17 protein-coding genes are annotated in these 18,380 nt (G+C 74.0%); 5 read left to right on the top strand and 12 right to left on the bottom strand.

Going from position 1 to position 18,380, the window contains the following annotated elements:
• Positions 1-135 precede the first annotated feature (135 nt).
• The gene (locus ACIGW2_RS18540; protein WP_361587182.1) at positions 136-603 is read left to right on the top strand and encodes an RDD family protein; all 468 of its coding nucleotides are present in this window, start codon (positions 136-138) and stop codon (positions 601-603) included.
• Between the two features lie 90 nt (positions 604-693).
• Here ACIGW2_RS18540 and ACIGW2_RS18535 read toward each other — a convergent pair whose 3' ends face one another.
• From ACIGW2_RS18535 to lipB, 4 genes are all read right to left on the bottom strand, one after another.
• On the bottom strand, positions 694-1,404 hold the full coding sequence (locus ACIGW2_RS18535) for a DUF4191 domain-containing protein (protein WP_356070496.1): 711 nt from the start codon (positions 1,402-1,404) through the stop codon (positions 694-696).
• Positions 1,405-1,414: 10 nt separating this feature from the next.
• Positions 1,415-1,624, bottom strand: a complete 210-nt coding sequence (locus ACIGW2_RS18530; RefSeq protein ID WP_356070493.1) for a hypothetical protein — start codon at positions 1,622-1,624, stop codon at positions 1,415-1,417.
• Between the two features lie 207 nt (positions 1,625-1,831).
• Positions 1,832-2,800 carry a lipoyl synthase gene (gene lipA, locus ACIGW2_RS18525; RefSeq protein ID WP_356070491.1) on the bottom strand — a complete coding sequence of 323 codons (969 nt, stop codon included), beginning with the start codon at positions 2,798-2,800 and terminating at the stop codon, positions 1,832-1,834.
• A gap of 101 nt (positions 2,801-2,901) precedes the next feature.
• Positions 2,902-3,741: a lipoyl(octanoyl) transferase LipB gene (gene lipB, locus ACIGW2_RS18520; protein ID WP_361587178.1), complete on the bottom strand. Its 840-nt coding sequence runs from the start codon at positions 3,739-3,741 to the stop codon at positions 2,902-2,904.
• Between the two features lie 349 nt (positions 3,742-4,090).
• On the opposite strand from lipB, the gene ACIGW2_RS18515 reads away from it, so the two are divergent.
• Complete coding sequence (locus ACIGW2_RS18515) at positions 4,091-5,563, top strand: regulator (protein ID WP_391654470.1); 1,473 nt, start codon at positions 4,091-4,093, stop codon at positions 5,561-5,563.
• Between the two features lie 95 nt (positions 5,564-5,658).
• Here the strand turns inward: ACIGW2_RS18515 and ACIGW2_RS18510 are convergent, their stop codons facing one another.
• Together ACIGW2_RS18510 and ACIGW2_RS18505 are read right to left on the bottom strand one after the other, a co-directional pair.
• Positions 5,659-6,963, bottom strand: coding sequence for an NAD(P)/FAD-dependent oxidoreductase (locus ACIGW2_RS18510; RefSeq protein ID WP_391654471.1), 1,305 nt, complete (start codon positions 6,961-6,963; stop codon positions 5,659-5,661).
• A gap of 163 nt (positions 6,964-7,126) precedes the next feature.
• Positions 7,127-8,035 (bottom strand): TIGR01777 family oxidoreductase, encoded by a 909-nt coding sequence (locus tag ACIGW2_RS18505; protein WP_391654473.1) that lies wholly within the window; start codon positions 8,033-8,035, stop codon positions 7,127-7,129.
• Between the two features lie 47 nt (positions 8,036-8,082).
• On the opposite strand from ACIGW2_RS18505, the gene ACIGW2_RS18500 reads away from it, so the two are divergent.
• A complete protein-coding gene (locus ACIGW2_RS18500) occupies positions 8,083-8,625 on the top strand; it encodes a GNAT family N-acetyltransferase (RefSeq protein WP_391654474.1) in 543 nt (180 codons plus the stop codon).
• Here the strand turns inward: ACIGW2_RS18500 and ACIGW2_RS18495 are convergent.
• Positions 8,611-9,255 carry a TetR/AcrR family transcriptional regulator gene (locus ACIGW2_RS18495; RefSeq protein ID WP_391654475.1) on the bottom strand — a complete coding sequence of 215 codons (645 nt, stop codon included), beginning with the start codon at positions 9,253-9,255 and terminating at the stop codon, positions 8,611-8,613. The genes ACIGW2_RS18500 and ACIGW2_RS18495 overlap by 15 nt on opposite strands.
• A gap of 131 nt (positions 9,256-9,386) precedes the next feature.
• Here ACIGW2_RS18495 and ACIGW2_RS18490 point away from each other — a divergent pair, with 131 nt between their 5' ends.
• Positions 9,387-10,181: an SDR family NAD(P)-dependent oxidoreductase gene (locus ACIGW2_RS18490; RefSeq protein WP_391654476.1), complete on the top strand. Its 795-nt coding sequence runs from the start codon at positions 9,387-9,389 to the stop codon at positions 10,179-10,181.
• Between the two features lie 63 nt (positions 10,182-10,244).
• Here ACIGW2_RS18490 and ACIGW2_RS18485 read toward each other — a convergent pair whose 3' ends face one another.
• Complete coding sequence (locus ACIGW2_RS18485; RefSeq protein ID WP_361587304.1) at positions 10,245-10,766, bottom strand: DUF4240 domain-containing protein; 522 nt, start codon at positions 10,764-10,766, stop codon at positions 10,245-10,247.
• Positions 10,767-10,865: 99 nt separating this feature from the next.
• Here ACIGW2_RS18485 and ACIGW2_RS18480 point away from each other — a divergent pair, with 99 nt between their 5' ends.
• The gene (locus ACIGW2_RS18480; protein WP_399844472.1) at positions 10,866-11,795 is read left to right on the top strand and encodes an SDR family oxidoreductase; all 930 of its coding nucleotides are present in this window, start codon (positions 10,866-10,868) and stop codon (positions 11,793-11,795) included.
• Here the strand turns inward: ACIGW2_RS18480 and ACIGW2_RS18475 are convergent.
• From ACIGW2_RS18475 to sucB, 4 genes are all read right to left on the bottom strand, one after another.
• The gene (locus ACIGW2_RS18475) at positions 11,786-12,748 is read right to left on the bottom strand and encodes a helix-turn-helix transcriptional regulator (RefSeq protein WP_391654478.1); all 963 of its coding nucleotides are present in this window, start codon (positions 12,746-12,748) and stop codon (positions 11,786-11,788) included. The two genes, ACIGW2_RS18480 and ACIGW2_RS18475, sit on opposite strands and share 10 nt — an antisense overlap.
• A gap of 83 nt (positions 12,749-12,831) precedes the next feature.
• The gene (gene aceE / locus ACIGW2_RS18470) at positions 12,832-15,543 is read right to left on the bottom strand and encodes a pyruvate dehydrogenase (acetyl-transferring), homodimeric type (protein ID WP_399844469.1); all 2,712 of its coding nucleotides are present in this window, start codon (positions 15,541-15,543) and stop codon (positions 12,832-12,834) included.
• A 310-nt stretch (positions 15,544-15,853) separates the two neighbouring features.
• Positions 15,854-16,477 (bottom strand): GntR family transcriptional regulator, encoded by a 624-nt coding sequence (locus tag ACIGW2_RS18465; protein ID WP_356076425.1) that lies wholly within the window; start codon positions 16,475-16,477, stop codon positions 15,854-15,856.
• Positions 16,478-16,582: 105 nt separating this feature from the next.
• A complete protein-coding gene (gene sucB, locus ACIGW2_RS18460; protein WP_399844468.1) occupies positions 16,583-18,349 on the bottom strand; it encodes a 2-oxoglutarate dehydrogenase, E2 component, dihydrolipoamide succinyltransferase in 1,767 nt (588 codons plus the stop codon).
• Between the last annotated feature and the right edge of the window lie 31 nt (positions 18,350-18,380).

Here is an 18,380-nt window from a genome sequence, read left to right as displayed (position 1 = left end):
TTGTTTCGTCGAAGTTAACCGGGGCGGGTGCGCTTCCCGGGCGCTCCGCGCTCGTGCTCCGCTCGCGCGCCGGATCCCCGGCGTCCCGGCCACCCGGGCCGAAGTGATCAAAAACGGGCGCAGTACCGTGGTCGGGTGGACAACAGGCAAGCACTCGGATCATGGCTCTCCGGCCCCCGCGCCGCCGCCGAAGAAGCGGGCGTGGACTTCGGTTACCGCGGGCAGCAGCTCGGCCTGCCCGAGGAGGGCCCCGGCTCCATCGCGCGCCCCGGCCGCCGCCTCGGCGCCCTCGCCGTCGACTGGGCCCTCTGCATGCTGATCGCATACGGCCTCATCACGCACGGCTACGACCAGGCGACCGGCAACTGGGCGCTGGTGATCCTGCTGGTCATGAGCGCGCTCACGGTCGGCACCGTCGGCGCCACCCCCGGCAAGCTGCTCTTCCGGCTGCGGGTCGTCTCCGCGCGCGGGGGCCGGCTGAACCCGCTGCGGGCGGCGCTCCGCTCGGTCCTGGTCTGCCTCGCCATCCCGGCCCTGATCTGGGACCGCGACGGCCGCGGCCTGCACGACCGCTTCTCCGGCGCCGTCCAGGTCAGGATCTGACCCGCCCCCGCACGGTGTGACGGCGAGATGCCGAAGGGCGCCCCGGACCGACCAGGTCCGGGGCGCCCTTCGGCATGTGTGCTCGGCGCGTCAGCGCATCTTCCCGCCGCGCGGCATCCGCATGCCCTTCGGCATCGGGCCCTTCGGCAGCGGCATGTTGCTCATCAGGTCGCCCATCGCCCGCAGCCGGTCGTTGGCCGCCGTCACCTGCGGGCCGGACAGCAGTCGCGGCAGCTTCAGCATCTTGGTGCGGATCTTCTTCAGCGGGACCTGGCCCGCCTCCTCGTCGTTGCCGACGAGGATGTCCGTCACCGGGACGTCCACCACGATCCGGGCCATCTTCTTCTTCTCGGCCGCGAGCAGCGTCTTCAGCCGGTTCGGGTTGCCCTCGCCGACCAGCACGATGCCCTGGCGGCCGACCGCGCGGTGCACCACGTCCTGGTTGCGGTTCATCGCCACCGCCGGGGTCACGGTCCAGCCGCGCCCGATGTTCTGCAGCACCGCCGCGGCCGCGCCCGGCTGGCCCTCCATCTGCCCGAAGGCCGCCTTCTCGGCACGCCGGCCGAAGACGATCGCCATCGCCAGGAACGCCAGCACGAAGCCGAGGATGCCCAGGTAGACGGGGTGACCGATCAGGAAGCCGATCGCGAGGAGGACACCGAGTACGACGATGCCCACGCCCGCGACGACGAGACCGACCTTCGGGTCGGCCTTCCGGGTCATCTTGTACGTGAGGGCGATCTGCTTCAGTCGCCCGGGGTTCGCGGCGTCAGCGCCGCCCGTGTTTGCCTTCCTCGCCATGTCCTGAAGTTTACGTGCCCCGGGACGCGCGCCCCTCCACGGCCTCCAGGACGTGCTGCGCCTCGACCCGGTCCTTGGCGCGGCGGCGGTCCTCCAGGACCGAGGTCCAGGCGTTGCGCCGGGCGGTGCGCTGCCCGCGGGAGAGCAGCACGGACTCGACGGCGCGCAGGGCGCCGGTGACGGTCGGGAGGGCGTTGGCTCGGATGTGCGCGGCCTGCATGGGCGAGGGCCTCCGTGAACGCTCGGTGGCGGTGAGTGAGTACAGCCTCACAGAACGGTGTTACCAGGGCATGACCCGGGGGTCAAACACTGATGAAAGCCTGACGCGCGCGGCCCGGAAGGCCGCCGGGGCCCGTACGCGGCTGCGTACGGGCCCCGGACGGGAGCGGGCGAGGGCCGGGGGCCCGCGGTGCGGCGCCCCGGTGTCTCAGACCGCCTGCGTGGCGTTGTCGACCGCGCCGCGGCGCTCGATGGCCTGCTGGTAGAGGCGGCCGGCCCGGTAGGAGGAACGGACCAGCGGGCCCGACATCACACCGGAGAAGCCGATCTGCTCGGCCTCCTCCTTCAGCTCCACGAACTCGTCGGGCTTGACCCAGCGCTCCACGGGGTGGTGCCGGACGGAGGGGCGCAGGTACTGCGTGATGGTGATCAGCTCGCAGCCGGCCTCGTGCAGCTGGCGCAGCGCCTCGCTGATCTCCTCGCGGGTCTCGCCCATGCCCAGGATCAGGTTGGACTTCGTGACCAGACCGTAGTCCCGCGCCTGGGTGAGGACGTCCAGGGAGCGCTCGTAGCGGAAGCCGGGGCGGATCCGCTTGAAGATCCGCGGCACGGTCTCGACGTTGTGCGCGAAGACCTCGGGGCGGGAGTCGAAGACCTCGCGGAGGAGCTCCGGCACCGCGTTGAAGTCGGGGGCCAGCAGCTCGACCTTGGTGCGGCCGGCGGCGCGCTCCGCGGTCTGCTGGTGGATCTGGCGCACGGTCTCCGCGTACAGCCAGGCGCCGCCGTCCTCCAGGTCGTCGCGGGCGACGCCGGTGATGGTGGCGTAGTTCAGGTCCATGGTGACGACGGACTCGCCGACCCGGCGCGGCTCGTCGCGGTCCAGGGCCTCCGGCTTGCCGGTGTCGATCTGGCAGAAGTCGCAGCGGCGGGTGCACTGGTCACCGCCGATGAGGAAGGTGGCCTCGCGGTCCTCCCAGCACTCGAAGATGTTGGGACAGCCCGCCTCCTGGCAGACCGTGTGCAGTCCCTCGCTCTTCACCAGCCCCTGGAGCTTGTTGTACTCCGGGCCCATCTTCGCGCGGGTCTTGATCCACTCGGGCTTGCGCTCGATGGGGGTCTGGGCGTTCCGGACCTCCAGGCGCAGCATCTTGCGTCCGTCGGGTGCGACTGCGGACACATCGGCTCCTGTAGCTTCGATTCTTCGGCGTCCACCAGGGTACGCCCGTTGGTTCTCATGCCTTCACCCTTGGCCAACCCGTGGCCATGGGTGCGCATTCCTCAGGCCGAGGCCCGTTCCGTCTCGCGCCGGGGCGCCTCGTGCGGGATCGTCTCGCGCTCGATCTCGCGCGGCTTGAGCACCGCTTCGGCCATCACGTCCCGCAGGTGCCGCTCCACGACCGGGAGCACCTCCTCGATCGTGACGTCCCGGCCGAGCTCGTTCGCGAGCGAGGCCACGCCCGCGTCGCGGATGCCGCAGGGGATGATCCGGTCGAACCAGGTGTTGTCGGGGTTCACGTTGAACGAGAAGCCGTGCATGGTGACGCCCTTGGCGACCCGGATGCCGATGGCGGCGAGCTTGCGGTCCTCGCGGCGCTGGCCGGCGTTGGACGGGGCGTACTCGGGGCCGTTGAGCCGGGGGTCGAACTCGCTGTCGGTCAGCCGAGGGTCGAAGTCGAGCGACAGGCCGCCGAGCGCCGGGCGCTGCTCGACCGGGTCGCCGAGCACCCAGACGCCGCTGCGGCCCTCGATCCGGGTGGTCTCCAGACCGAACTCGGCGGCGGTGCGGATCAGCGCCTCCTCCAGGCGGCGGACGTGGGCGACCACGTCGACCGGCCGGGGCAGCTTCATGATCGGGTAGCCCACCAGCTGGCCGGGCCCGTGCCAGGTGATCTTGCCGCCGCGGTCGACGTCCACGACGGGCGTGCCGTCCAGCGGCCGCTCGCTGTCCTCGGTGCGCCGGCCCGCCGTGTACACGGGCGGATGCTCCAGGAGCAGACAGGTGTCCTCGATCTCGTCGGCGAACCGCGCGGCGTGCACCTCGCGCTGCTTGTCCCAGGCCACCCGGTAGTCCACGGCGTCGTCGCCGAAGCCCAGACGGACGAATCGCAGCTCACTCACGGCCATGCCTCCTCCTGGGTGCCGCGGGCCGGGTTCCCGGGGATCGTCCCGGGGGCGGGAGCCGGCTCGGCACCATGCGTCATTCGCGCCCATGCCACTGTACGGCGGCGCGCCCGAACGGCCTCCGGCAGGTGCGCGAGCACCCCTCCGGCGTCGGGGCGAGCAGCTTCTACGCCGGCCCCCGAGCCCCACGTCAGCGGACAGCCAATCCTCACACGATCGGATGAATGTGGGGCGAAGGTGGTGGTAATGGCCGTGACTGCCGCTAAATTCACGCCGTTCCATGAGGGCCACGAGGGTCCATACGGGCTGCCACCCCGGGCCCGGAAGGCAGGAGACCGCACAGCTGATGACGGAACGACCCTCGCAGCGCATCCCGAACCGCCAGCTCGCCGCGCTCATCGCCGAGGCGGGCTTCTCCAACGCGGGTCTCGCCAGACGGGTGGACCAGCTCGGCCTGGAGCACGGCCTCGACCTCCGGTACGACAAGACCTCGGTCACCCGGTGGTTGCGCGGGCAGCAGCCGCGCGGCACCACGCCGGCGCTGATCGCGGAGGTCTTCACCCGCCGCCTGGGCCGCCGGCTCTCCGCGCAGGACCTCGGCCTGGACGCCTGCGCGCCGGTCTACGCGGGCCTGGAGTTCGCCGCCACGCCCGAGGAGGCCGTGGACATCGTCAGCGGCCTGTGGCGCAAGGACTCCGGCAGCCACGCCGAGCTGCGGAAGATCGCGTTCACCCCGGCCGGCCTGGTCGTGCCCAGCCGCGACTGGCTGATCGGCCGCGCCGACGAGCGGGTCGCGCGCGGCGAGCCCGCCCCCGCCGCCGGCCGCCCCGGCTCCGCCGCCGCGCAGGACCCGCGGGTGCCGCTCCAGGGCCGCTACTCCGTGCCCCGCCAGCGCGGTACGGACCGGGGCCCCGGCCAGCGGGTGTCCAGCGGCGACATCGCGGCCCTGCGCTCCGTCGCCGAGCTCTTCCGCACCCTCGACCACGCCTACGGCGGCGGCCACGCCCGCCAGGCGCTGGTGCGCTACCTGGAGCACGAGGCCGAGCCGATGCTGCGGGGCACGTACGGGGAGGGCGTCGGGCGCCGGCTGTTCGGCGCCGCCGCCGACCTCACCCGGCTGGCCGGCTGGACCTCGTACGACATCGCCGCGCACGGCCTCGCCCAGCGCTACTTCGTCCAGGCGCTGCGGCTCGCCCAGGCCGCCGGGGACCGGGCCTACGGCTCGTACGTCCTCATCACCATGAGCCACCAGGCCGTCTACCTCGGGCACGGCCGCGAGGCCGTGCAGCTCGCCCGGGTCGCCCAGCAGGGCGTCGGGGCCGCCGCCCCGCCGGTCGTCCAGGCCCTGCTCCACTCGGTCGAGGCCCGCGGGCACGCCGTCCTCGGCGACTCCCGGGCCTGCGGCGCCGCCCTGGCCCGCGCCGAACGGGCCCTGGAGGCGGCCCGGCCCGGCGACGAGGTGCCCTACTGGGCGCGCTCCTTCGACGAGGCACAGCTCGCCGACGAGTTCGGGCACTGCCACCGCGACCTCCAGCAGTACCGCGCCGCCGCCCAGCACGCCGAACGCGCCCTCCAGCTCCGCGCCCCCGGCTTCGCCCGCAGCCGCCTCTTCTGCCGGGTGGTCCTCGCCTCCGCCCGGCTCGCCCTCGGCGAACTCGACCAGGCCTGCGCGCTGGGCGCCGAGGCCGCCCAGCAGGCCGCCGAGATGCGCTCGGCCCGCGCGGTGGAATACGTCCGCGACTTCGAACGCCGCCTGGAGCCGTACCGCGACGCCCCGGCCGCCCGCACCTACCGCGATCGCGTGGCGGCCCTGGGCTAGCGCGCAGCCGGAGGCGCCCGGTCTGACCCGGGCGGCCCGGCGCGGCCGGGTGGCCCGCGGCCCCGGCGGGCGCGGGGCCGGCGCGAGGGAACCGCCTACGCCGCCTCCGCCCCCCGCTCCGGCGCCGCCGGCCGCACGCCCAGGTCGGCGAGGAGGGCCGTCGCCGTGCGGCGGGCCGAGGTCAGGGCACCGAGGGGGGTGCCGGTGGAGCGGTGGGCGCCGCAGACGTAGAGGCCGGCCAGGAGGCGGACCGGGCGCTCGGGGTCGAAGGGCGGGCGCAGGGCCGGGAAGGCGCGGGGGGTGTGGTGGAGGGCCAGCAGGTCCCAGTCGTCGGTGGACGTGCCGTACAGCGTCGCCAGGTGCTTGCGGACCCGCCGCTCGGTGTCGTCCGGCGGCGTGCCGAGGACCGTCGAGGTGATCAGGACCCGGCCGTCCGGCGCGCGGCGCGGGTCCACCGCGCTCATCACCGCCGTGTGCGCCACCGGCCCGCCCGGGTCGGACTCCAGGAGCAGCACCGGATCGGCCGTCGGGGCGGCCGGCGCCGTGTGGTGGAGGACGGTCGCCGCGTGGTACTCCGGCACCCGCAGCCCCGGCAGCAGCTCCGCCGCCGTCCGGCCGTCGGTCGCCACGACCACCGCGCGGCAGCCGAAGACGCCGTGCTCCGCCGTCGTCACCCGGGAGATCGACGCCTCGGTGACCCGGACGCCGGTCCGGACGGTGCCCGGCGGCAGCTGTGCCGCGAGCCGCGCCACGAGCGCCCCCGACCCTCCCTCCGGCACCCCGAGCCGCCCCCGCGCGAAGGACCGGAGCGCGAGGTCGGCGCGCCGGCTGGAGGTCGACAGATCGGGGTCGCCGAGCAGCGCGGCGAGCAGCGGGCGCAGCACCCCCTGCACGGTGCGGGCGGGCAGCCGGGCCGTCAGGGCCTCCCGGGCGGTGCGCTCGGTGCGGGTCAGCAGTCGCTGGGCCGGCGTGGTGGCCAGCCGCACCAGCGAGGCGCCGAGGCGCGCCTGGTCGAGCGAGACCGCCGGGTTCCGCGGGGCACCGGCGAGGGCCCGCGCCATGCCGCGCGCTCCCCCCAGACCCCGTACGCCCCCCGTGCCCCAGGGGCCCGCCCCCCACGGCGTGTGCGGCGCTCCCCAGCGGGCGCAGCGCCCGTCGCTGTGCACGAGCACCCCCGGGGCGAACGGGCGCAGCGGCACGCCCGCGACCTCCGGCGCGGTGAACAGCGGCCCGAGCCGGTCGAGCCGGAAGCCGTCGACGGTGTCGGTCGTCATCCTGCCGCCGACCTGCGGCGCGGCCTCCAGGACCGTGACCGACAGACCGGCCGCGGTCAGCTGATGAGCGGTCGCGAGACCCGCGATCCCGGCTCCTACGACGACGACGTCCGCGTTGTTGAGCACGTGCCCCTCCCCAGGTCGGCGCGGTTCGTGGGAGGCCTATGCCCCCAACGGGCCCCCGGAATGCCCTCGTTCGGCACGAGACTAGGCAGCGCTCCCACGGCGGGCAGCCGCGCGCGACGGGGTGCACGCAGCACGGGGGAGCACGCGGGGAGTTGACGTGGCGTCAGCGGGCGGCGGCGCCGACCGCCTCGTCGATGGTCGGGAAGGCGAAGTCGAAGCCGGTCTCCAACAGGCGCCCGGGCAGCACCCGCTGACTGCCCAGCACGTCCCGGGCGAACTCGCCGAGCACCACCCGCAGCGCGGGTGCCGGCACGTGCAGGAGGGCCGGGCGGCGCAGCACGCGCCCCATCGCCGCCGTCACCTCGCGGTTGGTGACCGGCTCGGGCGCGGTCAGGTTCACCGGGCCGGAGGCCGCCGGGGTGTCGACCAGATGCCGCAGGGCCGCCACCTCGTCGTGCAGCGCGATGAAGCTCCAGTACTGGCGCCCGTCGCCCATCCTGCCGCCGAGCCCGGCCCGGAACAGCGGGAAGAGCCGCCCCCAGGCGCCGCCCTCGCGGGCCACCACCAGACCGGTCCGGGCGTACGCGACGCGGATCCCGGCCGCCTCGGCGGGCGCCGCCGCGGCCTCCCAGGCCACGCACACCTCCGGCAGGAAGCCCTCGCCGGCCGGGGCGCTCTCGTCCACCGCGCGCGTGCCGGTGTCGCCGTAGTAGCCGAGGGCCGTGCCGCAGACCAGCACCTCGGGCGGGTCGGCGAGCGAGGCGAGCGCCTCGGCGATCGCCCGGGTGCCGAGCACCCGGCTGTCCCGGATCTCCTTCTTGTACGCCTCGGTCCAGCGCCGTTCGCCGACGCCGGCGCCGGCCAGGTGCACCACGGCGTCGACCCCGACCAGGCCGGCGGCGTCCACGTACAGCCGGGCCGGGTCCCACTCCACCTCGTCGGCCGTGACGGCGGGCCGCCGCACCAGCCGCAGGACCTCGTGGCCGTCGGCGCGCAGGGAGCGCACGAGGGCGGCGCCGATGAGCCCGGACGCTCCGGTGACGGCGATGCGCCGGCGAGTCTGTCGCTTCATGCGGCCATCCTGCCCCGCCCGGGGGAGGCCATGGCACAGTGGCCCGCATGAGCGTGCCCGAGACACCGCGACAACCGGAGGAGACGGGGCACCGGGAGGGCCCGCGGACGCGGGTGCGGACCGCCGTGGCCGCCGACGAGCCCGCGCTGGCGGCGCTCGACCGGGCGACCTGGTCGCCCCTGCACGCCGTGCAGCCCCGGCCGGCACCGGAAGCCCCCTTCTTCGACGAGCGGCACCGGCCGGGGGACTACCTGGTCGCCGAGCGGGACGGGACGCTGCTCGGCTACGTCCGGGTCGTCGCCCCCACCCCCTTGGCCTGCCACGCGCACGTCCGCCAGATCCAGGGCCTCGCCGTCGCCGAGGCGGCCCGCGGCAGGGGCGTGGCCCGCGCCCTGCTCCGGGCCGCGGCGGACCGGGCCCGGGCCGAGGGGGCCCGCCGGCTCACCCTCCGGGTGCTCGGGCACAACGCCCCGGCCCGCGCGCTCTACGAGAGTGAGGGCTTCACCGTCGAGGGCGTGCTGCCGGGCGAGTTCCTGCTGGCCGGCGCCTTCGTGGACGACGTCCTGATGGGGCGCTCACTGCTCGGCTGACGGGGGCGCGAGCAGCCGCATCCCGCCCATGAGCTCGCGCAGGCAGCGCACCGCGAGCTCGGCCGGCGAGCCCGGCCCGCGCACCGGCGCGTCGGTCTCGGCCCAGGTCTCCAGGGCGAGCCGGATCGCGTCGGTGGCCGCGGCGGCCGCGAGCCGCACCTCCAGGGGGTCGGTGCCGGGGCCCGCCAGCCCGGCGAGGACCGTGCGCAGCCGGTCCTCGGACTCCTGGTTGACCCGGAACCAGACCGCGCGCAGCGCCGGGTCGTGCTCGGCCGCGCGCAGCAGCCCGCGGGTCCACCGCAGGCCCTCCTCGGCCTCGGTGTCCGCGGCGGCCAGGGAGTCGGCGATGGAGCGCTCCAGGGCGGTGGGCAGCGCGGTGTCCGGCCCGGCGGAGGCGAGCTCGGCGCGCCAGCGGTCGGCGCCGCCCGCGAGCAGCGGGGCGACGGCGTCCTGCTTGGAGCGGAAGTAGCGGTAGAAGGTGCGCAGGGCGACCCCGGCCCGCTGGGCGATGTCCTCGGCGGTGGTGTCGTCGGGCCCGCGCTCGGTGAACAGCTCGGCCGCCGCGCGGGCGATGTCGAGCTGGGTGGCGGCCTTGCGGCGCTCCGTCAGGGAGGGGGGCTTGGTGCTCACGCCCCCAGCGTACGCCCGCGCCTGCCAGAAATGCACGCTGTGCAGGGGTGGCAAAACGTGCCAGTCAGGCGTACGGTGGCATCAGTCCGGAACGTATGAGCCGGAACGTGTGAGATCGAGAGGTTGTCGTCATGAACCAGCTGACCCGTTACGAGGGACGCCGCGCACTCGTCACCGGCGGCGGCTCCGGCATCGGCCAGGCCACCGTCCTGCGCATGCTGGCCGAGGGCGGCCGCGTCGTCGCCGCCGACATCAGCGAGGACGGCCTCAAGGACACCGTCGCCAAGGCCGGCGACGCCGCCGACCGCCTCACCACCCTCGTGGTGAACATCGGCGACGAGGACTCCGTGCGCGCGGGCGTCGCCGCCGCCGTCGAGGTCCTCGGCGGCCTGGACGTGCTGGTCAACGCGGCGGGCATCCTGCGCTCCTCGCACACCCACGAGACCAGCCTCGACGCCTTCGAGCAGGTCCTCCGGATCAACCTCACCGGCACCTTCCTGGTGATCCGCGAGGCCATCCCGGCCCTCCTGGAGGGCAACGGCTCCGCCGTCGTCAACTTCTCCTCGACGTCCGCGATGTTCGCCCACCCCTACATGGCGGCCTACGCGGCCAGCAAGGGCGGCATCCAGTCCATGACCCACGCGCTCGCCGCCGAGTACGCCAAGCAGGGCATCCGCTTCACCGCCGTCCAGCCCGGCTCCATATCCAGCGGCATGACCGACGGCTCGGGCGCCTCCAAGCAGTCCCAGGGCCCCGGCCTGCCCGAGGACACCGACTGGTCGCTCTTCGCCAAGCTCGCCCCCGCCCTCGGCCAGGGCTTCGCCGGCCCCGAGACCGTCGCCGGCGTCGTCGCGATGCTCGCCTCCGAGGACGGCGCCTTCATCACCGGCACCGAGGTCCGCATCGACGGCGGCACCCACTTCTGATCCCGGCCCCCGGCCCGGCGGCGCACCGACCGCCCGGTCCGGCCCCGGCACCCTTCCGTGGGGCTACCCGGGGCCGAACCGGGCCCACAACCGCGGGAAGCGGGCCGCGAGCACGCCGTCGTCCTCCAGGTCGAAGGGCGTGCCCAGCGGCTCCGGGCCCTGCGGCGTGATGCCCAGCTCCGGCGTCTCGCCGCCGGTCAGCCCCTCGTACGCCTCGTCCGCCGCGAAGCCCAGCTCCTCACCGTCCCCGTCGATCTCCGGATCGAAGTCGTCGAGCAGCTCCGCCAGCGCGTCCGGATCGTGCACCGCGCCCTCGAAGACCTCCCGCCCCTGGCCGATCAGCCAGCAGCGGAACCAGTCGAAGGTGTCGTCCGGCGCCCCGTCGAGCAGCACCGCCGCCGCGCCCCACAGCTCCCAGGTGAACGCGCGGTTGTAGCGGGCCTCGAAATGCCGGGCGAAGTCCACCACGGAGTCCGGGTCGAGCCGGGACAGGCGCTCCACGAGCAGGTCGGCGTGCTCCTCCGGGTCGCCCTCGGCGCGCTCCCGGGTGGAGTCGATGATCTCCCAGAACTCCGTCTCGTCCATCACGGGACAAGCATCGTGCGTGCCGCCGGACGACGCACCCGGAATCGGCTGAAATCAATCCGGACAGAAGATGTCGGGTTTCCCTGTCAGGCTGCTCGCATGACCCACGAGAACACCCCGCTCACCGGCCGCATCGCCCTCGTCGCCGGGGCCACCCGGGGCGCCGGACGCGCCATCGCCGTGCAGCTCGGCGCCGCCGGAGCCACCGTCTACGTCACCGGCCGCACCACCCGCGACAAGGTCAGCGAGGTCGGCCGGACCACCGAGACCATCGAGGAGACCGCCGAGCTGGTCACCGCCGCCGGCGGCGAGGGCGTCGCCGTGCCCACCGACCACCTGGAACCCGAGCAGGTCCGCGCCCTCGTCGAGCGGATCGACCGCGAACGCGGCCGGCTCGACGTCCTCGTCAACGACGTCTGGGGCGGCGAACACCTCATCGGCTCCACCTTCGGCAAGAAGACCTGGGAGATCGGCCTCGCCGACGGCCTGCGCATGCTGGAACTCGGCGTCCGCACCCACCTGATCACCTCCCACACCGCCCTGCCGCTGCTCACCCGCCACCCCGGAGGCCTGGTCGTCGAGGTCACCGACGGCACCACCGCGTACAACGGCACCCGCTACCGCGAGAACCTCTTCTACGACCTCGCCAAGAACGCCCCCATCCGGATGGCCTTCGGCCTCGCCGAGGAACTGGCCGACTCCGGCGGCACCGCCGTCTCCGTCAGCCCCGGCTGGCTCCGCTCCGAGCAGATGCTCGCCCACTTCGGCGTCACCGAGGACAACTGGCGCGAGGCCACCGAGAAGGTCCCCGACTTCGCGGTCTCCGAGTCCCCGGTCTACGTCGGACGCGCGGTCGCCGCCCTCGCCGCCGACCCCGACCGGGCCCGCTGGAACGGACAGTCCCTCGACAGCGGCCGGCTCGCCCGGGAGTACGGCTTCACCGACGCCGACGGCTCCCGGCCCGACTCCTGGGGGTTCATCACCGCCAAGGAGACCGACCCCGACGTGAACGTCGACGACTACCGGTAGCGCTCGGCCATCGCGCGGGCGGCCTCGGCGAAGCGCTCCCTGAGCGCCGCCGGGGCCACCACCTCCGCCTCCGCCCCCAGCCCGAGCAACTGGCCGAAGGCCACCTCCTCGCTCTCCACCGGAAGCACCACCCGCAGCCGCCCGTCCTCCTCCGCGGCCCCCGCCGCGAGCGCCTCCTCGGCCGCCGCCCGGTCCGTCACGTACGGCAGCCGCCGCGCACCCGGCTCCGTGAGCCGCAGCACCACCTCCGCGCGCAGCAGCGAGCGCGCGAACTCCGCCGACCGCTCGGACCAGAACGCCGCCAGGTCGAAGTCCGGGTCCCGCGTGAAGCGCCCGTCGCCCACCGCCACCGCCGTGAACCGGTCCACCCGGTAGGTGCGGTACGCGCTCCCCGCGCGGGCGCACACGTACCAGACCCCCGCCTTCAGCACGAGCCCGTACGGTTCGAGCTCGCGCTCCACCTCGCCGTCCCCGCGCCGGTAGCGGGCCGCGACCGGCCGGTCGTCCCAGACCGCCTCCGCGATCGGGGCGAGCAGCTCCGGCGTCCGCGGCTCCTGGTACCAGCCGGGCGCGTCCAGATGGAAGCGGCGGGCCGCCGAACCCGGCGCGTCCGCCAGCGAGGGCAGCAGCGCCGCCGTCACCTTCAGACGGGCCGCCGAGGCCGCGTCCTGGAGCCCCATGTCCCGCAGCGCGCCCGGCAGTCCGGACAGGAACAGCGCCTCCGCCTCGTCCCGGGCGAGCCCGGTCAGCCGCGTGCGGTAGCCGCCGACCAGCCGGTACCCGCCGGTCCGGCCCCGGTCCGCGTACACCGGAACCCCCGCCTCCGAGAGGGCGAGGGCATCACGGGTCACGGTCCGCTCCGACACCTCCAGCTCGGCGGCGAGTTCGGCGGCGGTCATGGTGGCGCGGTTCTGGAGCAGCAGGACCATCTTGATGAGACGAGCGGCACGCATGCCTACAGCCTGCCGCACGCACGCCGAGGGGCCGCGCCCGTACACCACGTACGGACACGGCCCCTCGGGCGGATCGGCGGCCCTTACAGGCCGTAGCGCTCCCGCGCCTCCTTCACGGCCGTCGCCTGGACCTCGCCGCGGCGGGCGAGCTGGGCGAGGGACGCGACGACGATCGACTGGGCGTCGACGCCGAAGTGGCGGCGCGCGGCCTCACGGGTGTCCGACAGGCCGAAGCCGTCGGCGCCCAGCGAGCTCCAGTCCTGCTCGACCCACTGCGCGATCTGGTCCGGGACCTGGCGCATGTAGTCGGAGACCGCGAGGACCGGGGAGTCCACGCCCTCCAGGACCCGGCGGACGTACGGCACGCGCTCCTCGCCGCGCAGCAGGGCCGCGTCGGCCTCCAGGGCGTCCCGGCGCAGCTCGGTCCACGAGGTCGCGGACCACACGTCGGCGGCCACGCCCCACTCGGCGGCGAGCAGCTTCTGCGCCTCCAGGGCCCAGTGGATCGCCGTGCCGGAGGCCAGCAGCTGGATGCGGGCGGCGTTGGCGGGCAGCTCCAGGCCGGCCGACTCGGCCGTGTTGAAGCGGTAGAGGCCCTTGACGATGCCCTCGTCGACGCCCGCGTGGCCCGGCTTGGCCGGCTGCGGCATCGGCTCGTTGTAGACGGTGAGGTAGTAGAAGACGTTCTGGTCCTCGCCCTCGGCCGCCTCGCCGTACATCCGGCGCAGGCCCTCCTTGACGATGGCCGCGACCTCGTAGGCGAACGCCGGGTCGTAGGTCAGCGCCGCCGGGTTGGTGGCCGCGATCATCGGGGAGTGCCCGTCCGCGTGCTGGAGGCCCTCACCGGTGAGGGTGGTGCGGCCGGCGGTCGCGCCGACGAGGAAGCCGCGGCCGAGCTGGTCGCCGAGCTGCCACATCTGGTCGGCGGTCCGCTGCCAGCCGAACATCGAGTAGAAGATGTAGAACGGGATCATCGCCTCGCCGTGCGTCGCGTACGACGTGGAGGCGGCGATGAAGTCGGCCATGGAGCCGGCCTCGGTGATGCCCTCGTTCAGGATCTGGCCGTTGACGGCCTCCTTGTAGTACATCAGCTGGTCGCGGTCGACCGGCTCGTACGTCTGGCCCTTCGGCGAGTAGATGCCGAGCGAGGGGAACAGCGACTCCATGCCGAAGGTGCGGGCCTCGTCCGGGACGATCGGGACCCAGCGCTTGCCGGTCTCCTTGTCCCGCACCAGGTCCTTGACCAGGCGCACGAAGGCCATCGTGGTGGCGACGGACTGCGAGCCGGAGCCCTTGTCGAAGGCGGCGAAGGCCTTCTCGGCCGGGGCCGGGAGCGGGGCCAGCGGGTGCACCCGGCGGGCCGGGGCGGGACCGCCGAGGGCCGCGCGGCGCTCCTGGAGGTAGCGGACCTCGGGGGAGTCGGCGCCCGGGTGGCCGTAGGGCACCACGCCGTCGACGAACTGCGCGTCCGAGATCGGCAGCTCGAGCAGGTCGCGCATGTTCTTGAACTCGTCCGTGGACAGCTTCTTCATCTGGTGGTTCGCGTTCTTCGACGCGAAGCCCTCGCCCAGGGTGAAGCCCTTCACGGTCTGCGCCAGGATCACCGTCGGCGCGCCCTTGAACTCCAGGGCGGCCTTGTACGCGGCGTACACCTTGCGCGGCTCGTGGCCACCGCGGGACAGGTGGAAGCACTCGAGGATCTTGTCGTCGGACAGCAGCTTCGCCATCTCGACGAGCGCCGGGTCCTTGCCGAAGAAGTCCGCGCGGATGTAGGCGGCGTCGCGGGTCTGGTACGTCTGGACCTGCGCGTCCGGCACCTCGCGGAGGCGGCGGACCAGGGCGCCGGTGGTGTCGAGCGCGAACAGCTCGTCCCAGGCGTTGCCCCAGAGGGTCTTCACGACGTTCCAGCCGGCGCCGCGGAACTGGGCCTCCAGCTCCTGCACGATCTTGAAGTTGGCGCGGACGGGGCCGTCGAGGCGCTGCAGGTTGCAGTTGATGACGAAGGTCAGGTTGTCCAGACCCTCGCGGGCGGCGAGCGCGAGGGCCGCCGTCGACTCGGGCTCGTCCATCTCGCCGTCGCCCAGGAAGGCCCAGACGTGCGAGGAGGAGACGTCCTTGATGCCGCGGTTGGTCAGGTAGCGGTTGAAGCGCGCCTGGTAGATCGCGGAGAGCGGGCCGAGGCCCATGGAGACGGTGGGGAACTCCCACAGCCAGGGCAGCCGGCGCGGGTGCGGGTAGGAGGGCAGGCCGTTGCCGCCGGACTCCTGCCGGAAGTTGTCGAGGTGGGCCTCGGTGAGGCGCCCGTCGAGGAAGGCGCGGGCGTAGATGCCGGGGGAGGCGTGGCCCTGGATGTAGAGCTGGTCGCCGGAGCCGGCGGCCGCGCCGGAGTCCTTGCCCTGGAAGAAGTGGTTGAAGCCGGTCTCGTAGAGCCAGGCCGCGGAGGCGAAGGTGGCGATGTGGCCGCCGACGCCGTGCTTGGAGCCGCGGGTGACCATCGCGGCCGCGTTCCAGCGGTTCCACGCGGTGATCTTCCGCTCCATCTCCTCGTCGCCGTCGATGACCGGCTCGGCGGAGGTGGGGATGGTGTTGAGGTAGTCCGTCTCCAGGAGCTTCGGCAGCGCGAGGCCGGCCGAGTCGGCGTGCTGGAGGGTGCGGCGCATCAGGTAGGCGGCCCGGTGGGGGCCGGCGGCCTTGGTGACGGCGTCGAGGGAGGCCGCCCACTCGGCGGTCTCCTCGGTGTCACGGTCCGGGAGCTGGTCGAGCTCGCTCGGAATCTTGCCTACGGGATCGGTCATGATCGCCGCCTTCCGGACAGATGGGGGTGGAGATAAGGGGGCCTTGTCTGGCAGGACAGGGCGAGGGCCGGGGTACGGCCCGCCGAAGACTGTAAGCCGCCGATCGATGATCGATCAAAGCTTCCTGGTGAAAAAGATGCCCGGAGCACCAAAGTCGGCACAGGGTGCCTCGAAAATGGGCACCCGGTGCCTTGTTTTCGCAGGTGAGCCGGAGCGCCTGAGACGTCGCCCGCACAAACGAGCGGGCCCACCGGAGGTGGACCCGCTCATCGCGTACGTGGCCGGAATCGCGCCCCGCCGGGCGCGGCCCTCAGGCCCTCGGCGCGCATCCCAGGACGTGCGCCTTCACCAGCGCCCCGATGTTCGGATCGGCCCGCCGGAAGGCCTCCACGAGCTCCTGGTGCTCCTCCGCGTACGACTTCTGGACCGTGCCCAGCCAGCGGATCGACAGCGCCGTGAACACCTCGATGCCCAGGCCCTCCCAGGTGTGCAGCAGCACGCCGTTCCCGGCGGCCCGCACCAGCTCCCGGTGGAAGGCCACCGTGTGCCGCACCTGGGCCGTGCCGTCGGAGGCCGCGTCGGCCTCGTACAGCGCCGCCACGTGCGGTTCCAGGGCCGAGCAGTCCGAGGCCAGCCGGCCGGCCGCCAGCTCCGCCGCGATCTGCTCCAGACCGGCCCGGACCGGGTAGCTCTCCTCCAGGTCCGCGGCGGTCAGATTGCGCACCCGGACGCCCTTGTTGGGCGCGGACTCGATCAGCCGCAGCGACTCCAGCTCGCGCAGCGCCTCGCGGACGGGCGTCTGGGAGACCTCCAGCTCGGTCGCGATCCGGCGCTCCACGATGCGCTCGCCCGGCTTCCAGCGACCGCTGACGATCCCCTCCACGATGTGCTCGCGGATCTGCTCGCGCAGCGAGTGGACGACGGGGACGGTCATTGAGCGGCTCCTCCGGGAGTTCGTGACCCTTAGACAATACGGCGGTGTCCCCGCCCGGACATCCATCCGGACGGGGACACCGCTGGTGAGGCTCGTTACGTTGCCTTACAGGCCGAGGTCGACCTCGAACTCGCCGGCCTCCAGGATCGCCTTCACGGCCACCAGGTAGCGGGCGGCGTCGGCGCCGTCCACCAGACGGTGGTCGTAGGAGAGCGTCAGGTAGGTCATGTCGCGCACGCCGATGACGGTGCCCTCGGCGGTCTCGATCACGGCCGGACGCTTCACCGTGGCGCCGATGCCCAGGATGGCGACCTGGTTCGGCGGAACGATGATGGTGTCGAACAGCGCGCCGCGCGAACCCGTGTTGGAGATCGTGAAGGTCGCGCCCGCCAGCTCGTCCGGGGTGATCTTGTTGCCGCGGACCTTGCCGGCCAGCTCCGCCGTGGCCTTGGAGATGCCGGCGATGTTCAGGTCGCCCGCACCCTTGATGACCGGGGTCATCAGGCCCTTCTCGGAGTCCACCGCGATACCGATGTTCTCGGTGTCGAAGTAGGTGATCGTGCCCTCGTCCTCGTTGATCCGGGCGTTGATGACCGGGTGGGCCTTCAGCGCCTGGGCCGCCGCCTTGACGAAGAACGGCATCGGGGAGAGCTTGACGCCCTCGCGGGCCGCGAACGCGTCCTTGGCGCGGGCGCGCAGCTTCATCAGCTTGGTGATGTCGACCTCGACGACCGAGGACAGCTGGGCCTGGCCGTGCAGCGCCTTCATCATGTTGTCGCCGATGACCTTGCGCATGCGGGTCATCTTGACGGTCTGGCCGCGCAGCGGGGAGACCTCGAGCGCCGGGGCCTTCGACGCGGCGGCCGGGGCGGCAGCGGCGGCGGGGGCCGGGACGGCGGCCTTCTTGGCCTCGGCGGCCGCGAGGACGTCCTGCTTGCGGATGCGGCCGCCGACGCCGGAGCCCTTGACGGTCGCCAGGTCGACACCGTTCTCGGTGGCGAGCTTGCGGACCAGCGGGGTCACGTAGGCGCCGTCCTCCGCCGGAGCGGCGGCGGGGGCCGGGGCGGCGGGGGCCGGGGTCACCGGGGCCGGGGCGGCCACGGGGGCGGCCGGGGCCACCGGGGCGGGAGCCGGAGCCGGAGCGGCCGGGGCGGCCGGCGCGGGGGCCGGAGCCGGAGCGGCCGGAGCCGGAGCCGGAGCGGCGGCGGGGGCCGGGGCGGCCGGGGCCGGGGCGGCGGCCGGAGCCGCACCCGCGGCACCGATGACGGCCAGCTTGGCGCCGACCTCCGCGGTCTCGTCCTCGCCGACGACGATCTCCAGGAGAACGCCGGAGGCGGGGGCGGGGATCTCGGTGTCGACCTTGTCCGTGGAGACCTCGAGCAGCGGCTCGTCGGCCTCGACGGTCTCGCCGACCGACTTCAGCCAGCGGGTCACGGTGCCCTCGGTGACGGACTCGCCGAGCGCCGGCAGGACGACGTCGGTGCCCTGCGCGCCACCGGCCGGGGCGGCCGCGGGGGCCTCGGCGGCGGGGGCCGGGGCGGCGGGGGCCTCGGCCGCGGGGGCCGGGGCCGGCTCGGCGGCCGGAGCCGGAGCGGCCTCGGCGGCGGGGGCCGGGGCGGCCGCCGGAGCACCGGAGCCGTCGTCGATGATGGCCAGCTCGGCGCCGACCTCGACCGTCTCGTCCTCGGCGACCTTGATGGAGGCCAGGATGCCCGAGGCGGGGGCGGGGATCTCGGTGTCGACCTTGTCGGTCGAGACCTCGAGCAGCGGCTCGTCGGCCTCGACACGCTCACCCTCGGCCTTGAGCCAGCGGGTGACGGTGCCCTCGGTGACGCTCTCGCCGAGCGCCGGCAGGGTTACGGAAACCGACATGGTTTCAGTTGCTCCTAACGAATTGCGGAAA

This window comes from Streptomyces sp. NPDC053541 (assembly GCF_044544705.1).
In the GTDB taxonomy this organism is placed as follows: domain Bacteria; phylum Actinomycetota; class Actinomycetes; order Streptomycetales; family Streptomycetaceae; genus Streptomyces.
This window is presented reverse-complemented; position numbering and strand designations above follow the sequence as displayed.

Excerpts from the sequence above, each read along its gene's own strand:
- ACIGW2_RS18535 (WP_356070496.1), bottom strand. The coding sequence starts at position 1,404 with ATGGCGAGGAAGGCAAACACGGGCGGCGCTGACGCCGCGAACCCCGGG.
- ACIGW2_RS18530 (WP_356070493.1), bottom strand. The coding sequence starts at position 1,624 with ATGCAGGCCGCGCACATCCGAGCCAACGCCCTCCCGACCGTCACCGGC.
- ACIGW2_RS18515 (WP_391654470.1), top strand. The coding sequence starts at position 4,091 with ATGACGGAACGACCCTCGCAGCGCATCCCGAACCGCCAGCTCGCCGCG.
- ACIGW2_RS18505 (WP_391654473.1), bottom strand. The coding sequence starts at position 8,035 with ATGAAGCGACAGACTCGCCGGCGCATCGCCGTCACCGGAGCGTCCGGG.
- ACIGW2_RS18500 (WP_391654474.1), top strand. The coding sequence starts at position 8,083 with ATGAGCGTGCCCGAGACACCGCGACAACCGGAGGAGACGGGGCACCGG.
- ACIGW2_RS18490 (WP_391654476.1), top strand. The coding sequence starts at position 9,387 with ATGAACCAGCTGACCCGTTACGAGGGACGCCGCGCACTCGTCACCGGC.
- ACIGW2_RS18485 (WP_361587304.1), bottom strand. The coding sequence starts at position 10,766 with ATGGACGAGACGGAGTTCTGGGAGATCATCGACTCCACCCGGGAGCGC.
- ACIGW2_RS18480 (WP_399844472.1), top strand. The coding sequence starts at position 10,866 with ATGACCCACGAGAACACCCCGCTCACCGGCCGCATCGCCCTCGTCGCC.
- ACIGW2_RS18475 (WP_391654478.1), bottom strand. The coding sequence starts at position 12,748 with ATGCGTGCCGCTCGTCTCATCAAGATGGTCCTGCTGCTCCAGAACCGC.
- aceE (WP_399844469.1), bottom strand. The coding sequence starts at position 15,543 with ATGACCGATCCCGTAGGCAAGATTCCGAGCGAGCTCGACCAGCTCCCG.
- ACIGW2_RS18465 (WP_356076425.1), bottom strand. The coding sequence starts at position 16,477 with ATGACCGTCCCCGTCGTCCACTCGCTGCGCGAGCAGATCCGCGAGCAC.
- sucB (WP_399844468.1), bottom strand. The coding sequence starts at position 18,349 with ATGTCGGTTTCCGTAACCCTGCCGGCGCTCGGCGAGAGCGTCACCGAG.